The 17896-nt window shown below is 70.9% G+C and carries 14 protein-coding genes; 1 reads left to right on the forward strand and 13 read right to left on the reverse strand.

All coding sequences use genetic code 11. The annotated features are described in order from the left end of the window. Window positions 1-366 precede the first annotated feature (366 nt). The 13 genes from BIU98_RS03090 to otsA form a co-directional block, all read right to left on the reverse strand. Complete coding sequence (locus tag BIU98_RS03090) at window positions 367-1137, reverse strand: fumarylacetoacetate hydrolase family protein (RefSeq protein WP_071271321.1); 771 nt, start codon at window positions 1135-1137, stop codon at window positions 367-369. Window positions 1138-1167: 30 nt separating this feature from the next. Next, a complete protein-coding gene (locus BIU98_RS03095; protein WP_071271324.1) occupies window positions 1168-2292 on the reverse strand; it encodes a branched-chain amino acid aminotransferase in 1125 nt (374 codons plus the stop codon). Window positions 2293-2307: 15 nt separating this feature from the next. Next, window positions 2308-3375, reverse strand: a complete 1068-nt coding sequence (locus BIU98_RS03100) for a 3-isopropylmalate dehydrogenase (protein ID WP_071271327.1) — start codon at window positions 3373-3375, stop codon at window positions 2308-2310. Window positions 3376-3383: 8 nt separating this feature from the next. Then, window positions 3384-4973, reverse strand: coding sequence for a phosphoglycerate dehydrogenase (gene serA, locus BIU98_RS03105; RefSeq protein WP_071271330.1), 1590 nt, complete (start codon window positions 4971-4973; stop codon window positions 3384-3386). A 155-nt stretch (window positions 4974-5128) separates the two neighbouring features. Continuing rightward, window positions 5129-5506, reverse strand: a complete 378-nt coding sequence (locus BIU98_RS03110; protein WP_071271333.1) for a hypothetical protein — start codon at window positions 5504-5506, stop codon at window positions 5129-5131. Beyond that, a complete protein-coding gene (locus BIU98_RS03115; protein WP_071271336.1) occupies window positions 5503-5967 on the reverse strand; it encodes a hypothetical protein in 465 nt (154 codons plus the stop codon). The genes BIU98_RS03110 and BIU98_RS03115 overlap by 4 nt, the downstream gene beginning before the upstream one ends. Before the next feature lie 61 nt (window positions 5968-6028). Beyond that, on the reverse strand, window positions 6029-7219 hold the full coding sequence (locus BIU98_RS03120) for a mannitol-1-phosphate 5-dehydrogenase (protein ID WP_071271339.1): 1191 nt from the start codon (window positions 7217-7219) through the stop codon (window positions 6029-6031). Between the two features lie 223 nt (window positions 7220-7442). After that, on the reverse strand, window positions 7443-8468 hold the full coding sequence (gene ilvC, locus BIU98_RS03125) for a ketol-acid reductoisomerase (RefSeq protein WP_071271342.1): 1026 nt from the start codon (window positions 8466-8468) through the stop codon (window positions 7443-7445). A 46-nt stretch (window positions 8469-8514) separates the two neighbouring features. Further along, on the reverse strand, window positions 8515-9015 hold the full coding sequence (gene ilvN, locus BIU98_RS03130; protein WP_071271345.1) for an acetolactate synthase small subunit: 501 nt from the start codon (window positions 9013-9015) through the stop codon (window positions 8515-8517). Then, window positions 9012-10835, reverse strand: coding sequence for an acetolactate synthase large subunit (locus BIU98_RS03135; RefSeq protein ID WP_071271348.1), 1824 nt, complete (start codon window positions 10833-10835; stop codon window positions 9012-9014). The genes ilvN and BIU98_RS03135 overlap by 4 nt, the downstream gene beginning before the upstream one ends. A 46-nt stretch (window positions 10836-10881) precedes the next feature. Next, window positions 10882-12576, reverse strand: coding sequence for a dihydroxy-acid dehydratase (gene ilvD / locus BIU98_RS03140; RefSeq protein WP_071271351.1), 1695 nt, complete (start codon window positions 12574-12576; stop codon window positions 10882-10884). Between the two features lie 91 nt (window positions 12577-12667). Next, a complete protein-coding gene (otsB, locus tag BIU98_RS03145) occupies window positions 12668-13465 on the reverse strand; it encodes a trehalose-phosphatase (RefSeq protein ID WP_071271354.1) in 798 nt (265 codons plus the stop codon). Next, window positions 13458-15050, reverse strand: coding sequence for an alpha,alpha-trehalose-phosphate synthase (UDP-forming) (otsA, locus tag BIU98_RS03150; RefSeq protein ID WP_071271357.1), 1593 nt, complete (start codon window positions 15048-15050; stop codon window positions 13458-13460). The genes otsB and otsA overlap by 8 nt, the downstream gene beginning before the upstream one ends. A gap of 137 nt (window positions 15051-15187) precedes the next feature. Here otsA and BIU98_RS19245 point away from each other — a divergent pair, with 137 nt between their 5' ends. Beyond that, complete coding sequence (locus tag BIU98_RS19245) at window positions 15188-17800, forward strand: hypothetical protein (protein ID WP_175481279.1); 2613 nt, start codon at window positions 15188-15190, stop codon at window positions 17798-17800. The last annotated feature ends 96 nt before the right edge of the window (window positions 17801-17896 follow it).

Below are 17896 nucleotides of genomic sequence, written 5' to 3' on the forward strand. Positions count from 1 at the left end.
GTTCTCAAGGACCAGACGCACCGGACTTCTTCCCCTTGCGGGATGCCCGTCCAGGCAACTTCGGTACTGTACCACTACTTCAGTGGCGGTCATGATGACCGGCTTCATTGGAGTGGGTGGCCCCCGCTTGAGGTCGGCGCGATCCGGACTGCGTCGTTGGGGGCTCTCGCTCCGGTGACCGTCTCGGCGTCTCCGCCGCACCTTTGGGGTGACGAGTAAGAACATTACGCACGATCCGCGGATCGGGCAAACCGGAGCCGCACGACGGCGTGTCGCCCGGAACGACGGGGATCGGGCTCCGGGAACGACCGAGGGCCCGACATCCGGGTGGACGTCGGGCCCTCGTGACCGTGCGGTCGGGGTCGTTCAGTGGCGTGCGATGACGGGGTTCTTCAGCGTGCCGATCCCCGAGACGGTGACCTCGACGACCTCGCCGTCGCGGATCTCGCCGACACCGGACGGCGTGCCGGTCAGGATCACGTCACCGGGCAGCAGCGTCCAGATCGCCGACACGAACTCGATGAGCGACGGGATGTCGTGCACCATCTCGCTCGTCGAGGCCACCTGGCGCAGGTCACCGTCGACGCGGGTCTCCAGGCGGATGTCCGACGGGTCGATCTCGGTCTCGATCACGGGGCCGAGCGGGCAGAACGTGTCGAAGCCCTTCGCCCGGGCCCACTGACCGTCGCGTGCCTGCAGGTCACGAGCGGTGACGTCGTTCGCGATGGTGTACCCGAGGATCACGCTGGCGAAGTCCTCGCGCTTGACGTTCTTCGCGAGGGAGCCGATCACGATGGCGAGCTCGCCCTCGTGGTCGACTCGTCCGATGCCCTCGGGCAGGCGGATCGGTTCGTCGGGACCGATCACCGACGTGTTCGGCTTGAGGAACACCACGGGGTCGTCACTCGACACGTCGTCCATCTCGGCCGCGTGTTCGGCGTAGTTGAGCCCGACGCCGATGACCTTGGACCGCGGGATCACCGGTGCGAGGAGCTTGACGTCCGACAGCGGCACCCGCTCTCCCGTCGTCTCGAAGCCCTGGTACATCGGGTCTCCCGCGAGCACCACCAGAGCGCGCTCGTCGAGGATGCCGTACCGGGGGTCTTCACCCTTGCTGCTGAACCGTGCGATCTTCACCGTTCGACCCTACCGACGTCCGCGCCGCGATCAGGACGCGTCGGTCAGCTTGGTCATCCACCCGTGCGGGTCGGGACGACGGCCGGACTGGATGTCGGTGAGCTCCTCGCGCAGGGACATGGTGAGTTCGCCGGCCCCAACCGTCGGGGACCCGATCGTGAAGCCGTCGCCGCGGAGCTCGGCGATCGGGGTCACCACGGCGGCCGTGCCGCACGCGAAGGCCTCGGTGATCGAGCCGTCGGCCACGCCGTCACGCCACTCGTCGAGCGTCACGCGTCGGCGTTCCACCGTCAGGCCGCGGTCCTCGGCCAGCTGCAGGATCGAGTCGCGCGTGATGCCCTCGAGGATCGAGGGCGAGTCGGGCGTCACCAGGGTGCCGTCCGCCTTGACGAGCACGACGTTCATGCCGCCGAGCTCCTCGAGGTAGCGCCCCTCTTCCGAGTCGAGGAACATCACCTGCTGGCACCCGTGCTCGTAGGCCTCCTGCTGCGGGAGCAGGGACGCGGCGTAGTTGCCACCCGTCTTCGCGGCACCGGTGCCACCGCGGCCGGCCCGGGCGTAGTTCGTCGAGAGCCAGATGGACACGGGCTTCGGGCCCGAGGTGAAGTACGCACCGGCCGGGCTGGCGATGCAGTGGTACGCCACGGCCTGGGCAGCGCGCACCCCGAGGAAGGACTCCGTCGCGATCATGAACGGTCGCAGGTACAGGCTGGTCTCCGGGGCCGACGGCACCCAGTCCACGTCGGTGCGGACGAGCTGCCGGATGGACTCGACGAAGGCCTCGACCGGGAGCTCCGGCAGCGCCAGGCGACGCGCGGACCGCTGGAAGCGGCGGGCATTGGCCTCCGGGCGGAAGGTCCACACGGACCCGTCGGCGTGCCGGTAGGCCTTCAGCCCCTCGAAGATCTCCTGCGCGTAGTGCAGGACGCTGGCGCTCGGGTCGAGCGAGAGCGGTCCGTACGGGTGGATCGAGGCGTCGTGCCAGCCGTCGTCGACCGTCCACTCGATGGTGGCCATGTGGTCGGTGAAGTGCTTGCCGAAGCCGGGGTCCGCGAGGATCACTTCACGCTCGGCCTCCGCGCGACGCTGCGCCGACGGGGTGGTGGAGAACTCGAGTCCGAAGACCGAGTCGGCGTTGACGGTGTCGCTGCTCATCGGGGTGGCTCCTTCTCAGGCGGTGGTGGTGCGTGCGGTGACCGCGCTGACGACGGCGTCGCCGATCGAGGTCGTGCTCCGCTCGGATGTGCCCCGGTCGGCCAGGTCGGCCTCGACCGCGGCCGTCACGACCGCCGCCAGGTCCGCGCGACCGATGTGGTCGAGCAGGAGGGCGACGGACAGGATCGCAGCCGTGGGGTCGGCTCGCTGCTGGCCGGCGATGTCCGGCGCGGAACCGTGCACCGGCTCGAACATGCTGGGGAAGGTGCCGTCCGGGTTGATGTTCCCGGAGGCCGCCAGACCGATGCCGCCGCTGATCGCGCCGGCCAGGTCGGTGATGATGTCGCCGAACAGGTTGTCCGTGACGATGACGTCGAAGCGACCGGGGTCGCGGACCATGTGGATGGTCACGGCGTCCACGTGCTGGTAGTCGACGGTGACGTCGGGGTGCTCCTGCGACACAGCGTCGACGGTGCGCTGCCAGAGGGCCCCGGCGTGCACCAGGACGTTGCTCTTGTGCACCAGCGTCAGGTGCCTGCGCTCGCGTCGGCTGGCCAGGTCGAACGCGTAGCGGACGGTGCGCTCGACACCGTGCGCCGTGTTCAGCGAGACCTCGGTCGCGATCTCGTGCGGCGTGCCGACGCGGATCGCTCCCCCGTTGCCGACGTACGGCCCCTCGGTGCCCTCGCGCACCACCACGAAGTCGACGGCGCCGGGCGCCGCGAGCGGGGAGGCGACGGCGTCGTGGACCTTGGTCGGGCGCAGGTTGACGTAGTGGTCGAACGCGAACCGGAGCCGCAGCAGCAGTCCCCGCTCGATGATCCCGCCGGCGAGCCTCGGGTCGCGGGGGTCGCCGCCGACGGCGCCGAGCAGGATCGCGTCGTGCGTGGCGAGGGCGTCGAGGTCGTCCTGCGTCAGGATCTCCCCGGTCTCGAGGTACCGGGTCGCGCCGAGGGCGAAGGGCGTCTCGTGCACGACCAGGTCGTCCGGGGCGACGGCGTGCAGGACCCGGAGGGCCTGGTCCACGACCTCGGGGCCGATGCCGTCGCCGCGGATGACCGCGAGCTGGAGTGTCTGCGTCATGCGGGCCCCTAGAGGGTGATGTCGATCTCGCGGAGCGACGAGGCGTCGATCGTCGAACGGACGTGCTCGAGGATCTCCGCGGGCACGGGCGAGTCCACGGTCAGGACGCTGAGGGCCTGTCCGCCGGCGGCCTGGCGCGCGATCTGCATCGCCGCGATGTTGATGCCGGCCTCGCCGAACTCCTTGCCGTAGACCGCGACGATGCCCGGGCGGTCGGTGTAGTCCATGACCACGTGGTGCTTGTCGAGTGCGACCTCGACGTCGTAGCCGTTGATCTCGACGAGCTTCTCGACCTGCTTCGGGCCGGTCAGGGTCCCCGAGACGCTGATCGCGGGGCCGTCGGACTGGGCGCCGCGGATCGTCAGGACGTTGCGGTACTCGGTGCTGTCGGTGTCCGTGATGAGCCGCACGGTCACGCCGCGCTGCTCCGCGATGAGCGGGGCGTTGACGTAGGAGACCTGGTCGCTGACGACGTCCGTGAAGACGCCCTTGAGCGCCGCGAGCTTCAGCACGCTGACGTCGTACCCGGCGAGGTCGCCGTGGACCTCGACGTCGATGCTGGTGACCGGCGAGGTGGCGAGCGCGGTGAAGACCTGGCCCAGCTTCTCGACCAGCGGGATCCCCGGGCGGACGTACGGGTCGATGACGCCACCGGCGACGTTGACGGCGTCGGGGACGAGTTCTCCGCCGAGGGCCAGCCGCACGGACCTGGCGACCGAGACACCCGCCTTCTCCTGGGCTTCGTCGGTCGAGGCACCGAGGTGCGGCGTGACGACGACGTTCGGCAGGGCGAGCAGCGGCGAGTCCGTCGGGGGCTCGGTGACGAAGACGTCGAGGCCGGCGCCGGCGATCTGCCCGGCGGTCAGGGCCCGGTGCAGGGCGTCCTCGTCGATCAGGCCGCCGCGGGCGACGTTCACGACGAACGCGGTCGGCTTCATCACCGCGAACTGGTCGTCGGAGATCATCCCGAGGGTCTCGGGGGTCTTCGGCATGTGGATCGTGACGAAGTCGGCACGGCGGAGCAGGTCGTCGAGCGAGACGAGCTCGACGCCGAGCTGCTGGGCGCGGGCCGTGGTGACGTAGGGGTCGTACGCGATGACCGAGACGCCGAAGGCCTGCAGCCGCTGCGTGATGAGGGCACCGATGCGACCGAGGCCGATGATGCCGACGGTCTTCTCGTAGAGCTCGACGCCGGTGTACGCGGACCGCTTCCACGCGCCGGCAGCCAGGGAGGCGTGCGCGGCCGGGATGTGGCGCGCGAGCGACAGGATGTGCCCGACCGTGAGCTCGGCCGCCGAGATGATGTTCGATGTCGGCGCGTTGACGACCATCACACCGGCGGTGGTGGCCGCCTTGATGTCGACGTTGTCGAGCCCGACGCCGGCACGGGCGACGACCTTGAGGTTCGGTGCCGCGGCGATCGCCTCGGCGTCGACCTTGGTGGCGGAACGCACCAGGACGGCGTGCGCGTCGGCAAGGGAGGCCAGGAGTGCGGCACGGTCGGTGCCGTCCACGTTCCGGATCTCGAAGTCGGGCCCGAGGGCGTCGACTGTGGCGGGCGAGAGTTCTTCGGCGATCAGGACGACCGGCTTCGGCACAGCTGTTTCCTCACACGAGACGGGCGGTGTCCGCCCATCGTATCGACGCCGACGGGCGCGTTACGACCGTCGGCGCGGCCCTGTGGAGGACCACATGACGGGCTGGAGGCTCGTGGCGGCGCCGCCACGGGCCTCCTGTCCGGCTGGTGGCCGGGTCAGGACCCGATGCGCAGGGTCGACCCGACGTACTGCAGCAGGGTGAACCAGAGCGCGGAGACCGCGCAGAACGCGGCGACGAAGACCACGACCGTGCGGACGAGGTCCATCCGGCGGGACACGACCCAGGCGACGACGAAGGCGACCGGCGCGATGGCGACGTCGATGACGAGCGCGACCCACGGCGTCGAGGTCTCGAGGCCGGTGCCGCCGTTCTTGTGCACGAAGGCGTTGAAGTCCGCGACGGACCGGGAGACGCCGACGAGGTTGCCGACGGCGAGCCAGGTCACCAGGGCCAGGCAGAGCGCCGCGACGACCCAGACGACCACCTTGCCGGTCGTCACGACGCGGGGACGGTCGGTCAGCTCGGCGGTCATCCGAAGCTCCTGGTCATGATGAAGGGCCACGGGATCAACACGAGCGCGCCGACGAGCAGCCAGGTGAACCGGGTGCGGGTGCGGCTGTGCTGTCCGAGCCAGAGCGTGGCGGCGAACCAGACGGCCGGTGCCGTGATCGCGAGGACGCGCATGACCTCCGCCAGGATGCCGACGACGCCCGTCCCGGTGATGGTCAGCACGCTGGCGCTGACGAGCCAGGCGACCGTGTAGAGCAGGTAGACGCCGCCGAAGACGCCCGTGCCGATGAGCGCCCCGGACCCGAGCGGCTGCTCGGCGTCGGACTCGCGGCCCGCACGGACCCGGACCGGGTTGTGCGCGGCGTCCACGTGGGTGGCGTCGGCGGCGTCGCCCCACGAGAGCGCGGCGTCGTCGTCGTGGTCGACGGCCGGATCCGGCGGGGACGCGGCGGCGCCGTCGTGTGCAGGTGGTGCCGGGGTCATGCCGTCGATCCTACGAGAGGCCGCGGACAGCCGTGACCGGACGAGGCGTCCTGTGGACGGCTCAGACGTCCGCTGCCTCGGTCTGCAGGACCTCGGCGACCACGTCGCGCACGGCCGGGAACAGCGGGTGGCTCTCCATGAGTCCGGTGAGGATCTCGGTGAGCGCGTGCGCCGTCGCACCGGAGCGGAGCAGCGCGTGCAGCTCGATCGACTCGGGGTCGTCCTGGTCGTCGAAGGCGAGCGCCACGCGGACCGCGCCGACGAGGTGCTCGACGGGCATCCCCCGCTCGGCGAGCTGGGCGGCAGGACCGACGAAGCGTTCGCGGCGACCGAGCTTGCGGAGCGGGTTCCGCCCGACGCGCGCGGTGGTGTCCGGCAGGTGCGGGTTCGCGATCCTGGACAGGTTCGCGGCGACGTAGCGGGCGTGGTCCGCGCGGTCGAAGCCGTGCTTGGCGACGAGGAGCTCGGTGGTCTCCGCGAGGACGCCGTCCACCGCGGCGCGCACCGCGGGGTCGTCGAGGGCCTCGCGGATGAGCCGGATCCCGCGGACGTAGCCGTGGTAGGCGGCCGTCGCGTGGGCGGTGTTCACCGTGTAGAGCTTCCGTTCGACGAACGGCTGGAGGTCGTCGACCCAGGTGACGCCCTCGATCGCCGGCGGTTCGGCGTCGGTCCCGGCGAACGGGGTGCGCTCGATGACCCACTCGTAGAAGGGCTCGAGCACGACGTCGAGCCCGCCGGACTGTCCGAGGACGCCGGACTGGTCGGGGACGATGCGGTCGATCGCGCAGTTGGCGAAGACCGCGGCGACGTCACGGTCCTCGAGCACCGGAGCGCGACGGATGCTGGCGTGCAGGGAGTCGGTGGCGTTGTAGGCGTTCTCGCACGCCACGATCGTGACGACCCCGGCCTCGACCGGGCGTGCCGCGAGGCCTTCGGCGATGATCGGGGCGACGAGCGGCAGGGTGCGGGCACCGACGGCGGTGGTGACGACGTCCGCCTCGGCGATGGCCTGCACGACCCGGGCGCGGTCGGACTTGCTGCTGAGTGCGCGGAAGCCGTGCACGACGTGTTCGACCGGGGCCTCACCGACCTCGTGCACGACGAAGCGGCCGGCTTCGTTGAGGGCGGACACGACACGCTCGTCGACGTCGACGAAGGTGAGTTCGTAGCCGCTCGCCACGAGGAACTGGCCCACGAAGCCGCGCCCGATCTTGCCGGCGCCGATGTGGACCGCTCGCTTCGTCACCGCCATCGAACGATCATCCCATGCTGGTCGGGCTGGTCCTGCCACGCGGTGCGGGGACCGCCCAGCGAGGACGAGCGGCGTCGCTCGACGTCCTGGGCAGGGGCGGAGGGACGCCTGTGCGCGGCGCCGGGGGTGGTGGAGAAGGGCTGCATGTGGTTCGGGTCACATCGAGAAGCGGCGGTGCACGGGTGCACACCGCCGCCTCGTCGTCGAGTGGTTCTCGAGAAGACTACCGCGCGGCCGAACCGTCGACGTAGTCGGAGTCCGACTGCTTCCACGCGAACAGCTTGCGGAGCTCGCGGCCGGTGGCCTCGATCGGGTGGCCCTCGCCCTTCTCGCGCAGGGCCTTGAACTCCGGGGCACCGGCGTCCTGGTCGTCGATGAAGCGCTTCGCGAAGGCACCGTTCTGGATGTCCGCGAGCACCGCCTTCATGTTCTCCTTGACCTCGGGCGAGATCACGCGCGGGCCGGAGACGTAGTCACCGAACTCGGCCGTGTCGGAGATCGACCAGCGCTGCTTGGTGAGGCCGCCCTCCCAGATCAGGTCGACGATGAGCTTGAGCTCGTGCAGGACCTCGAAGTACGCGATCTGCGGCTGGTAGCCCGCCTCGACCAGGGTCTCGAAGCCGTACTGGATGAGCTGCGACGTGCCACCGCAGAGGACGGCCTGCTCGCCGAACAGGTCGGTCTCGGTCTCCTCGGTGAAGGTCGTCTTGATGCCGCCGGAGCGCAGACCGCCGATGGCCTTCGCGTAGGACCAGGCGAGGTCCCAGGCGCTGCCGGACGAGTCGACCTCGACGGCGACGATCACGGGGACGCCGCGGCCGGCCTCGTACTCGCGGCGCACGGTGTGACCCGGGCCCTTCGGGGCGACGAGGGTGACGTCGACGCCGGCGGGCGCTTCGATGTAGCCGTAGCGGATGTTGAAGCCGTGGCCGAAGACGAGCGTGGCACCCGGCTGCAGGTTCGGCTCGATGTCGTCCTTGTAGACGATGCGCTGGACCTGGTCGGGCGCGAGGATCACGATGACGTCGGCCCACTTCGTGGCCTCGGCGGGCGTGTGTACCTCGAAGCCAGCCTCCTCGGCCTTCTGGCGGCTCTTGGAGCCCTCCTGCAGACCGATCTTCACCTCGACGCCGGAGTCGCGGAGGTTGAGGGCGTGGGCATGGCCCTGCGAGCCGTAGCCGATGACCGCGACCTTCTTGCCCTGGATGAGCGTCAGGTCGGCGTCGGCGTCGTACACGATGTCAGTCACGGTGTGGTTCTCCTGGGTCGGTGTTCGTGCGGGTGCGTGGCGGTGCTCAGCGCACCCGGTCGGTGATGCTCTTCGGTCCGCGGCCCATGCCGAGGAGACCCGCGCGGGCGAGCTCCTTGATGCCGTAGGGCTCGAGCACGCGGAGGATCGCCTGGATCTTGCCGGGGTCACCGGTCACCTCGACGATGAGCGAGTCGTTCGCGACGTCGACGACCTGGGCACGGAACAGGGTCACTGCTTCGAGCACGGCCGAGCGCGTCTGGTTGTCGACACGGACCTTCACGAGCATGTGCTCGCGCTGGACCGACTGTGGGAAGTCGAGTTCGACGATCTTGATGACGTTGACGAGCTTGTTGAGCTGCTTGGTCACCTGTTCGAGCGGCAGGTCCTCGACGTCGACGACCACCGTGATGCGGGACAGGCCCTCCACCTCGGTGTTGCCCACGGCGAGGGACTCGATGTTGAAGCCCCGTCGGGCGAACAGCCCGGCGACGCGCGTCAGCAGACCGGGCTTGTCCTCCACCAGGAGGGACAGGACGTGGCTCATGCGGGTTCTCCCGTCATGTCGGCGTCCTCGTCGTCCCAGGTGGGCGCGAGTTCGCGGGCGTACTCGATGGAGGAGTTGCCGGTGCCCTGCGGGACCATCGGCCACACCATGGAGTCGCGGCTGACGACGAAGTCGATGACGACCGGGCGGTCGTTCGTGTCGAGCGCGAGCTGGATGGCGGCGTCGACCTCGTCCGCCTTCTCGACGCGGATGCCGAGGGCACCGTACGCGTCGGCGAGCTTCACGAAGTCCGGGATCCGCTTGGTGCCGTGGCCCGTCTGCAGGTCGGTGAAGGAGTGGCGTCCGTCGTAGAACAGCGTCTGCCACTGCCGCACCATGCCGAGCGACGAGTTGTTGATGATCGCGACCTTGATCGGGATGTCGTTGATGACGCAGGTCGCGAGTTCCTGGTTGGTCATCTGGAAGCAGCCGTCGCCGTCGATCGCCCAGACGACGCGGTCGGGCTGGGCCACCTTGGCGCCCATCGCGGCCGGGACGGAGTAGCCCATCGTGCCGGCGCCGCCGGAGTTGAGCCAGGCGTTCGGGCGCTCGTACTTGATGAACTGCGCCGACCACATCTGGTGCTGGCCGACCCCGGAGGCGAAGACGCCCTCGGGTCCGGTCATCTCGCCGATCCGCTTGATGATCGCCTGCGGGGCGAGGAGTCCGTCGGTCGGCTCGGTGTAGCCGAGCGGGAAGTCGGTGCGCAGCTGCTCGAGGTGCGCCCACCAGTCGGCGGTCGAGGCACGGTCGTCGACGGACACGTCGGCCCAGGCCGCGGTGAGGTCGACCAGGACCTCGCGGGCGTCGCCGACGATCGGGACGTCCGCGTACCGGATCTTCGAGATCTCGGCCGGGTCGATGTCGACGTGCACGACCTTGGCACCCGGGGCGAAGTCGTCGACCTTGCCCGTGACGCGGTCGTCGAAGCGGGCACCGAGCGCGATGATGAGGTCGCTCCCCTGCAGCCCGAGCACCGCCGGCACCGTGCCGTGCATGCCGGGCATGCCGAGGTGCTGGGCGTGCGAGTCCGGGAACGCGCCGCGTGCCATCAACGTGGTGACGACGGGGGCGCCGGTGGCCTCGGCGAAGGCGAGGAGCTCCTTCGACGCGCCGGAGCGGATCACGCCACCGCCGACGTAGAGCACCGGGCGGGACGACTCCGCGAGCAGCTGGGCCGCGGCGGTGATCTGCTTGCCGTGGGCCTTCGTGACCGGGCGGTAGCCGGGCAGGTCGACCTTGGGCGGCCAGACGTACGGCGCCGACTTCTGTTGGGCGTCCTTGGTGATGTCGACGAGCACCGGACCGGGTCGGCCCGTCGTCGCGATCTGGTAGGCCGCCGCGATCGTCGCGGGGACGTCCTCGGGCTTCGTGACCAGGAACGAGTGCTTCGTGATCGGCATCGTGATGCCGACGATGTCCGCTTCCTGGAACGCGTCGGTGCCCATCAGCGTCGAGAACACCTGGCCGGTGATCGCGATGAACGGCACCGAGTCCATGTAGGCGTCGGCGATCGCGGTGACGAGGTTCGTCGCACCGGGGCCGGACGTGGCGATGGCGACGCCGACCTTGCCGGACGAGGACGCGTAGCCCTCGGCGGCGTGCCCGGCGCCCTGCTCGTGTCGGACCAGGATGTGGCGGATCGTCTCCGACGCCATGAGCTCGTCGTAGAACGGGATGATCGCGCCGCCGGGGAGTCCGAAGACGTCGGTGATCCCGAGGTGCTCGAGGGACCGCAGGACGGCTCCCGACCCGGTGAGGACCTCCGGCGTGCGACGCGCTCCGGTGGCCGCGGACAGCGGTGTTGCTTCCGTGGGCATGTGGGGTTTCCTGCCTGGAGAGGTGGCGATGATGCGGGTGTCGACGCTAGCCCGTGACCGCACCCTTGGCGGCGGACTGGACGAGCTTGGCGTACTTCGCGAGGACTCCGCGGGTGTAGCGCGGGGGCAGCGGCGCCCAGCCGTCACGGCGGGCCTCCAGCTCGGCGGCGTCGACCAGTAGGTCGAGCGTCCGAGCCGCGATGTCGACACGGATGCGGTCGCCATCACGAACGAAGGCGACTGGACCTGCGTCCACTGCCTCCGGTGCGATGTGGCCGATGCAGAGGCCGGTTGTGCCGCCTGAGAATCGACCGTCGGTCAAGAGTAGTACATCCTTGCCGAGGCCCGCGCCCTTGATGGCCGCCGTGATGGCGAGCATCTCGCGCATGCCGGGGCCGCCCTTGGGGCCCTCGTAGCGGATGACGACGACGTCGCCCTTCTGGATCCGGCCCTCGGTCAGGGCGTCCATCGCGGAGCGCTCGCGGTCGAACACGCGCGCCGGGCCCTCGAAGACCTCGGCGTCGAAGCCGGCCGTCTTCACGACGGCGCCCTCGGGAGCGAACGAGCCCTGCAGGATCGTCAGGCCGCCGGTGGCGTGGATCGGGTTGTCGAGCGTGCGGAAGACCTTGCCGTCGAGCTCGGGCGGGTCGATCTCGGCGAGGTTCTCCGCGACGGTCTTGCCCGTCACGGTCATGCACTCGCCGTGCAGCAGGCCGGCGTCGAGCAGCGCCTTCATGATCACCGGGATGCCGCCGTTGCGGTCCACGTCGAGCATGACGTACTTGCCGAAGGGCTTCATGTCGGCAAGGTGCGGGACCTTCGAGCCGATGCGGTTGAAGTCGTCGAGGCTGAGTTCGACCTCGGCCTCGTGCGCGATCGCGAGCAGGTGCAGCACGACGTTGGTCGAGCCGCCGAGGGCCATGGCGACGGCGATGGCGTTCTCGAAGGCCTCCTTCGTCAGGATCTGGCGCGCGGTGATGCCGAGTCGGAGCATGTTCACGACGGCCTCGCCGGAGCGGTGCGCGTAGTAGTCACGACGACGGTCGGCGCTGGGCGGCGCGGCCGAACCGGGCAGCGACATCCCGAGGGCCTCGGCGACGGACGCCATGGTGTTGGCCGTGTACATGCCGCCGCAGGCGCCTTCGCCCGGGACGATCGCGCACTCGATCTTCTTGAGCTCCTCTTCGCTCATGGTGCCGGCCTTGCAGGCCCCGACGCCCTCGAAGGAGTCGATGATCGTGACTTCCTTCATCGAGCCGTCGGCCTGCTTGACGTAGCCCGGCATGACCGAGCCGGCGTAGAGGAAGACGCTCGCCAGGTCGAGGCGGGCCGCGGCCATGAGCATGCCCGGCAGCGACTTGTCGCAGCCGGCGAGCAGCACGGTGCCGTCGAGGCGCTCGGCGTTGACGACGGTCTCGACGCTGTCCGCGATGACCTCACGCGAGACGAGGGAGAAGTGCATGCCCTCGTGGCCCATCGAGATGCCGTCGGAGACGGAGATGGTGCCGAACTGCAGCGGGTAGCCACCACCGCCGTGGACGCCTTCCTTGGCGCCCTGGGCGAGTCGGTCGAGGGACAGGTTGCACGGGGTGATCTCGTTCCAGGACGAGGCGATGCCGATCTGCGGCTTCTCCCAGTCCTCGTCGCCCATCCCGACGGCCCGCAGCATGCCACGCGAGGTGGTTGCTTCGATCCCGTCGGTGACGACCCGGCTCCGCGGCTTCACGTCGATGTCAGGCATGCGCTGAGTCTAGGACGGATTGGGATACCAGCGGCGCACGTCCATGCATCCGCATGGTCACCGACCCGGTCTGGAGGCTCGGATCACCTGGTCAGCGCACCGCACGCAGGCGTGCGAGCTGCTTCAGGACGTCGGTCAGGGCCGCCGGGTCGGCGACGCGGAAACCGGCGAGCGTGTCGCCCTCCCCCACCTTCACGCCGACGTCGCCGTCGCCGAGCACGCGGAAGGCGTCCTCGTCGGTGACGTCGTCACCCGCGAAGAAGACGGCGTCCGACCCGCGCAGGTCACGGAGCCGGGCGATCGCGTCGCCCTTCGTGACGTGCCGCACGGCGAACTCGAGGATGTCCTTGCCGCCGCGCTCGAGCACGTCGGCGTCGGCCTCGTGCGCCGCCGCACTCGCCGCGGCGTTCACCTCGGCGGCGACCTCGGCGCTGACCCGGCGGGTGTGGACGCCGTGCCCGGCGGGCTTGTGCTCGATGACGACGCCCGGGAAGCGTGCGCCGACCGCGTCGAGCGCGGCACCGACCCGGGCGACCCGCTGCTGCTCGTCGTCGGTGAGGGCGGCCTCGGCGTGGCCGTCGACCCGCCACTCGACACCGTGCGAGCCGACGAGCGCCATGTCGTCCGGCGCCTGCGTTACCGCGGCGAGGCTGTCGAGCGGCCGGCCCGAGACGAGCACGACCTCGGTGTCCTTCGCGCGCTGCAGCGTGAGCACGGCGGCCCAGCTGCCGGGCAGCGCGCCGACGTGCCCGGGGTCGTCGGCGAACGGTGCCAGGGTGCCGTCGAAGTCGAGGGCGACCAGCAGCGTGTCGACCGCAGCCAGGTCCGCCAGGGCCGTGTCGAGCCCTGGAGCCGTGGTCTCGTCGTCGTTCGTGGTCTCGTCACGCATCACGGGCCTCCCGGGTGTCCTCTGCTGCACGCGCCTTCTGGGCGTCCTGGTCGAAGATCGACATGCCGTCGGTCTGGGCCTCGCGGTGGCGGTCGGCCGGCTCCGTCGCCGACGCGTCGATCCGCGCGTTGCGCGGGGCGTGCCGGTCGAGGGCCTCGAGGAACGAGCGCGACCAGCGCGCCACGTCGTTGTCGCGGACGCGCTTGCGGAGCGCGCGCATGCGGGTGGAGCGCTCGCGGCGCGGCATCTCGATCGCCCGTTCGATGGCGTCCTTCATGGCGCCGATGTCGTGCGGGTTGATGATCACCGCCTGCTTCAGCTCGTCGGCGGCACCGGCGAACTCGGAGAGGATCAGCACGCCGTCGTTGTCGAAGCGGGTGGCGACGTACTCCTTGGCGACGAGGTTCATGCCGTCGCGGAGCGCCGTCACGAGCATGATGTCGGCGGCCAGGTAGAGCGCGACCATCTCCTCGCGCGGGTAGCCGTGGTGCAGGTACGAGATCGGCTGGTGGCCGATGGTGCCGAGGTCGCCGTTGATCCGGCCGACGCTCAGCTCGATCTCGTCGCGCAGGGTGCGGTAGGTGTCGACACGCTCGCGGCTCGGGCTCGCGACCTGCACGAGGGTGGCGTCCTCGACCCGGACGCGGCCGTCCTCGATGAGCTCGCCGAACGCCTTGATGCGGTGCCGGATGCCCTTGGTGTAGTCGAGGCGGTCGACCCCGAGCAGCACGGTCTTCGGGTTCCCGAGGCCGGCGCGGATCTCGCGGGCGCGCTCCTGCACCTCGGGCTTCCTGGCGATGTCCTCGAAGCTCTCGGCGTCGATCGAGATCGGGAAGTGCCGGGCCTCGACGTGGCGGACGGTGATGCCCTTGCGGCTCCGCGGTGCGGCCGGGTCGTCGACGGGGACGTCGATCGTCGTGCCCTTGGTCGTGTAGCCCTTGATGTGGCGGACCGCACGCAGGAAGTCGCTCGCGTCGTCCTGTCGCTGGAAGCCGATCACGTCGGCGCCGAGCAGGCCGTCGAGGATCTGGGCGCGCCACGGCAGCTGCGCGTAGATGCCGACGGGTGGGAACGGGATGTGGTTGAAGAAGCCGATCGTGACGTCGGGGCGGAGCTCGCGCAGCAGGGCCGGGACGAGCTGCAGCTGGTAGTCCTGCACCCAGACGATGCCGTCCTGCTCGACGATGTCCGCGATCTGCTCCGCGAAGCGCTTGTTCACGCTCTTGTAGGCGTTCCACCAGTCGCGGTGGTAGCTCGGGTGCTCGATGACGTCGTGGTAGAGCGGCCAGAGGGTGTCGTTGCTGAAGCCCTCGTAGTAGTCCTGCACCTCGCTCGCGCTGAGCGGGACCGGGACGATGTGGATGCCCTCGTTGTCGAAGGGCTCGACCACGACGTCGGGCTGACCGACCCAACCGACCCAGGCGCCGTCGTTGGCGCGCATGACCGGTTCGAGCGCGGTGACGAGGCCACCGGGAGAGTGCCGCCAGCCCTCGGTGCCGTCCTCGTCGACGACGCGGTCCACGGGGAGACGGTTGCTGGCGACGACGAAGGAGTACTTGGTGGACGAAGGATGCGGAGCTGACACGCCACCGAAACTACCAGCGTGCCGACAGGCCGCTCCCGGTGGATCCGCGGGATGCCGATATGCTGCCGTTCGTGTCGGGGGGACACAGCGTGCCCGAGGGGTGGCACGCGGCCGCCCGGCCGGAGAGGACCCCCGCCGTGAGCGACATCCCGTCCGTCCCACCGAGCGACCCGAGCGCTGCCGCCGGATCCGTCCCCAGCGGCGGCGGTGGCCCGGCCGCTGGCGGTGGCCCGGCCGCTGGGCCCGCCGCTGGCGCTGCCGCTGGCTCTGCCGCCCGGCGTGAGCCGGACCCGTTCGGCCGGCTGCTGCGCTCGGTCGGCGGTCGCGACTGGCTGGTCGCCGTCCTCGCCGGCGCGTCGGCGTGGGTCGCCGCCTACGTCGTCGCCGCCCTGTCGCTCCTGCTCACCGTGGTGGCGGTCGGCGTCAGCGGTTCGGGGAGCGCGTCGCTCGGCTCCGGGTCGCTCGACGACGGGCCGGGAGCGGTCGGCTCCGCGGCGCCGGACCTGCAGAGCCTGCTGTCCGGCATCAGCGTGCTCCTCGGCGCCCCCGCCCAGCTCGTGGCCCTCGCCGACCTCGGCCGGCTCCACGTCTCCGGCTCGGTGCCGCTGCTCGGTGTCTCCGGAGCGGCGTCGCTCGGCGTGGTGCCGGCACTCGTGCTCGCCGCGCAGGTGGTCCTGGCGGTCGTCATCACCCGGCGCATGCGGTCCAGGTCGCTCGCGCTCCCGCAGGTGCTCCTGACCTCGGCGGTCACCGGGCTCGTGCTCACCGCGTTCACCTCGCTCGCCGCGCTGGCGCTGGCGATCCGGTTCCCCCGCGGCACCGGGGCGACGATCAGCGCCGTGCACGCCGTCGGTGTCGGCAGCGTCCTGGGCGCGTTCGTCGTCGGGGCGCTCGCCGCACTCCTCGCCCGGCCGTCGCTGCTCGGACGCGGGCGCGTGTGGGCCGCGCGGGCACTCGGCACCGCACGGGTCGCCGTGACCCAGGTCGGGATGCTCGTCGTCCTCGTGACGGTCGTCATCGCGGTGGTCGCGCTCGTGGCCCAGCCCAGCTGGGGTGCTGCGCTCCCGCTCCTCGTCGGCAACGTCGCCCTGGCGGTCGTGTCGCTCGGGTTCCTCGGTGGCCTCGGCGTGTCCGGGTTCGGGAACGCCTCCGACACCGTCTCGGTGTTCGGTTCATCCGGGTGGCTGTGGCTCGTCGTCCTGCTCGTCGTGCTCACCGCGGTCGCCGCTGGCCTGGCGCTCGCCGTCCGCCGGAACGACCGGGCCCGCACCACGCTGGACTGGGTCGTCTCCCCCGCCGCCTGGCTCCTCGTCGGGCTGGTCGCCTTCGTGCTCGGCACGGGCGTGGTGTCGTACGACGTGTCCGGCGCGCGGACGGTCGGCGGTGCCGGATCCGTCGGGGTCGCACCGTGGACGCCCGTCGTGTTCGCGCTGTGGGGCGCGGCGATCGAGGCCGTCGCGCGGTACCTGGCACCACTCCTGCTCCCCCGGCTCGGCGGCCGCGTGCTGCTGGTGACCGCACGGCTCGTGGGTTCCGACCCCAGGCCGGTGCCCGCGTGGGGCGTCGGCGGAGCGCCGGCCGGCCTCGGCACGCCGCGCACGGTCGGCCCGACGGGCACCGCTGCGCCGTCGAGCGCCGCTGCACCGTCGTGGAACGCCACGCCGGCAGGATCCGCTGCACCGGTGGGGGCCGCTGCGCCGTCGGGTGCTGCTGCGCCGTCGTGGGCGCAGGGCCCCGCCGGTGGTCCCACGCCGTTCATCGGGGCGGACGCGGCGAGCGCCGTCACGCCGATGTCGCCCCGGACGAAGCGGGTGCTCGTCCGCTCCCTGGTGGCCGCGGGCGCGGTCGTCGTCGTCGTGGTGGCCGGCGCGGTGACGACCGGACTCCTGCGCTCGAACGTCTGGGGACCGGCGCCGACCGTCCGGAGCTACGTGGACGCCATCGCCGCGGGTGACGCGGCCACCGCCGAGCGGATGAGCGAGCTGCCGGACGACGCGCCCATGCTCACGAGCGTCGTGCTCCGCAGCGCCGAGGACCGGCCGGAGAACGTGCGGGTCGGACGTGTGACGACGACCGGTGACCAGGCCATGGCGGTCGTCAGCTACACGCAGGACGGCAAGAACCGGTCGGGGCAGGTCGAACTCCGACGCACCGGGACGAGCTGGCTCGTCAAGGACGAGTGGCGGGTGACCACGCCGCTCGCCGAGAGCGTGTCCGTCTCCGCCGTGCCCACGCTCGAGGGCGCACCGGTGACGGTCGGCGGCAAGCGGGTCGGGACCATCCGCGACGGCTCCTTCCGCTCGCTCGCCTACCCCGGGTCGTACACGGTCCGGGTCGGCGGGTCGGAGTACTTCACCGGCGGCACGAAGACGGTGTCGGTCGGGGCGTCCGGCAGCGGGTTCGCCACGTTCACCGCGACGCCGACGAAGAAGCTGACGAAGGACGCCGAGGCGTTCGTCGCCGACGCGATCTCGGCGTGCGCGGCGAAGACCAGCGTCGACGCGCTCCGCGGCTGCCCCTGGTACGGCCCGTACGACGCCGAGGGGGCGGTCGAGTACGAGGTCACGAAGCAGCCCGAGCTGCGCGTGGTCGGCTCGGGGTCCGGGAGCGTGCAGGTGACGAGCACGTCGGACGGCGTCGTCGAGTACGACTACACGACGTACTCCGGGAAGCGCACCCACGGCGAGGACACCTTCGACGTGTACGAGTTCCTGAAGGTCGAGGACGGCGAGCTCGTCAGCCCCTACTGAGCCGTCGGCACGAACGCCCCGCCAGCGGCGGAACCTGAGCGGACTGCGCGCCAGGGCCGGACGTCCCGGTCCTGGCGCGCAGTCGTCGCTCACTAG

This window comes from Curtobacterium sp. MMLR14_010, assembly GCF_001865015.1.
GTDB lineage: Bacteria > Actinomycetota > Actinomycetes > Actinomycetales > Microbacteriaceae > Curtobacterium.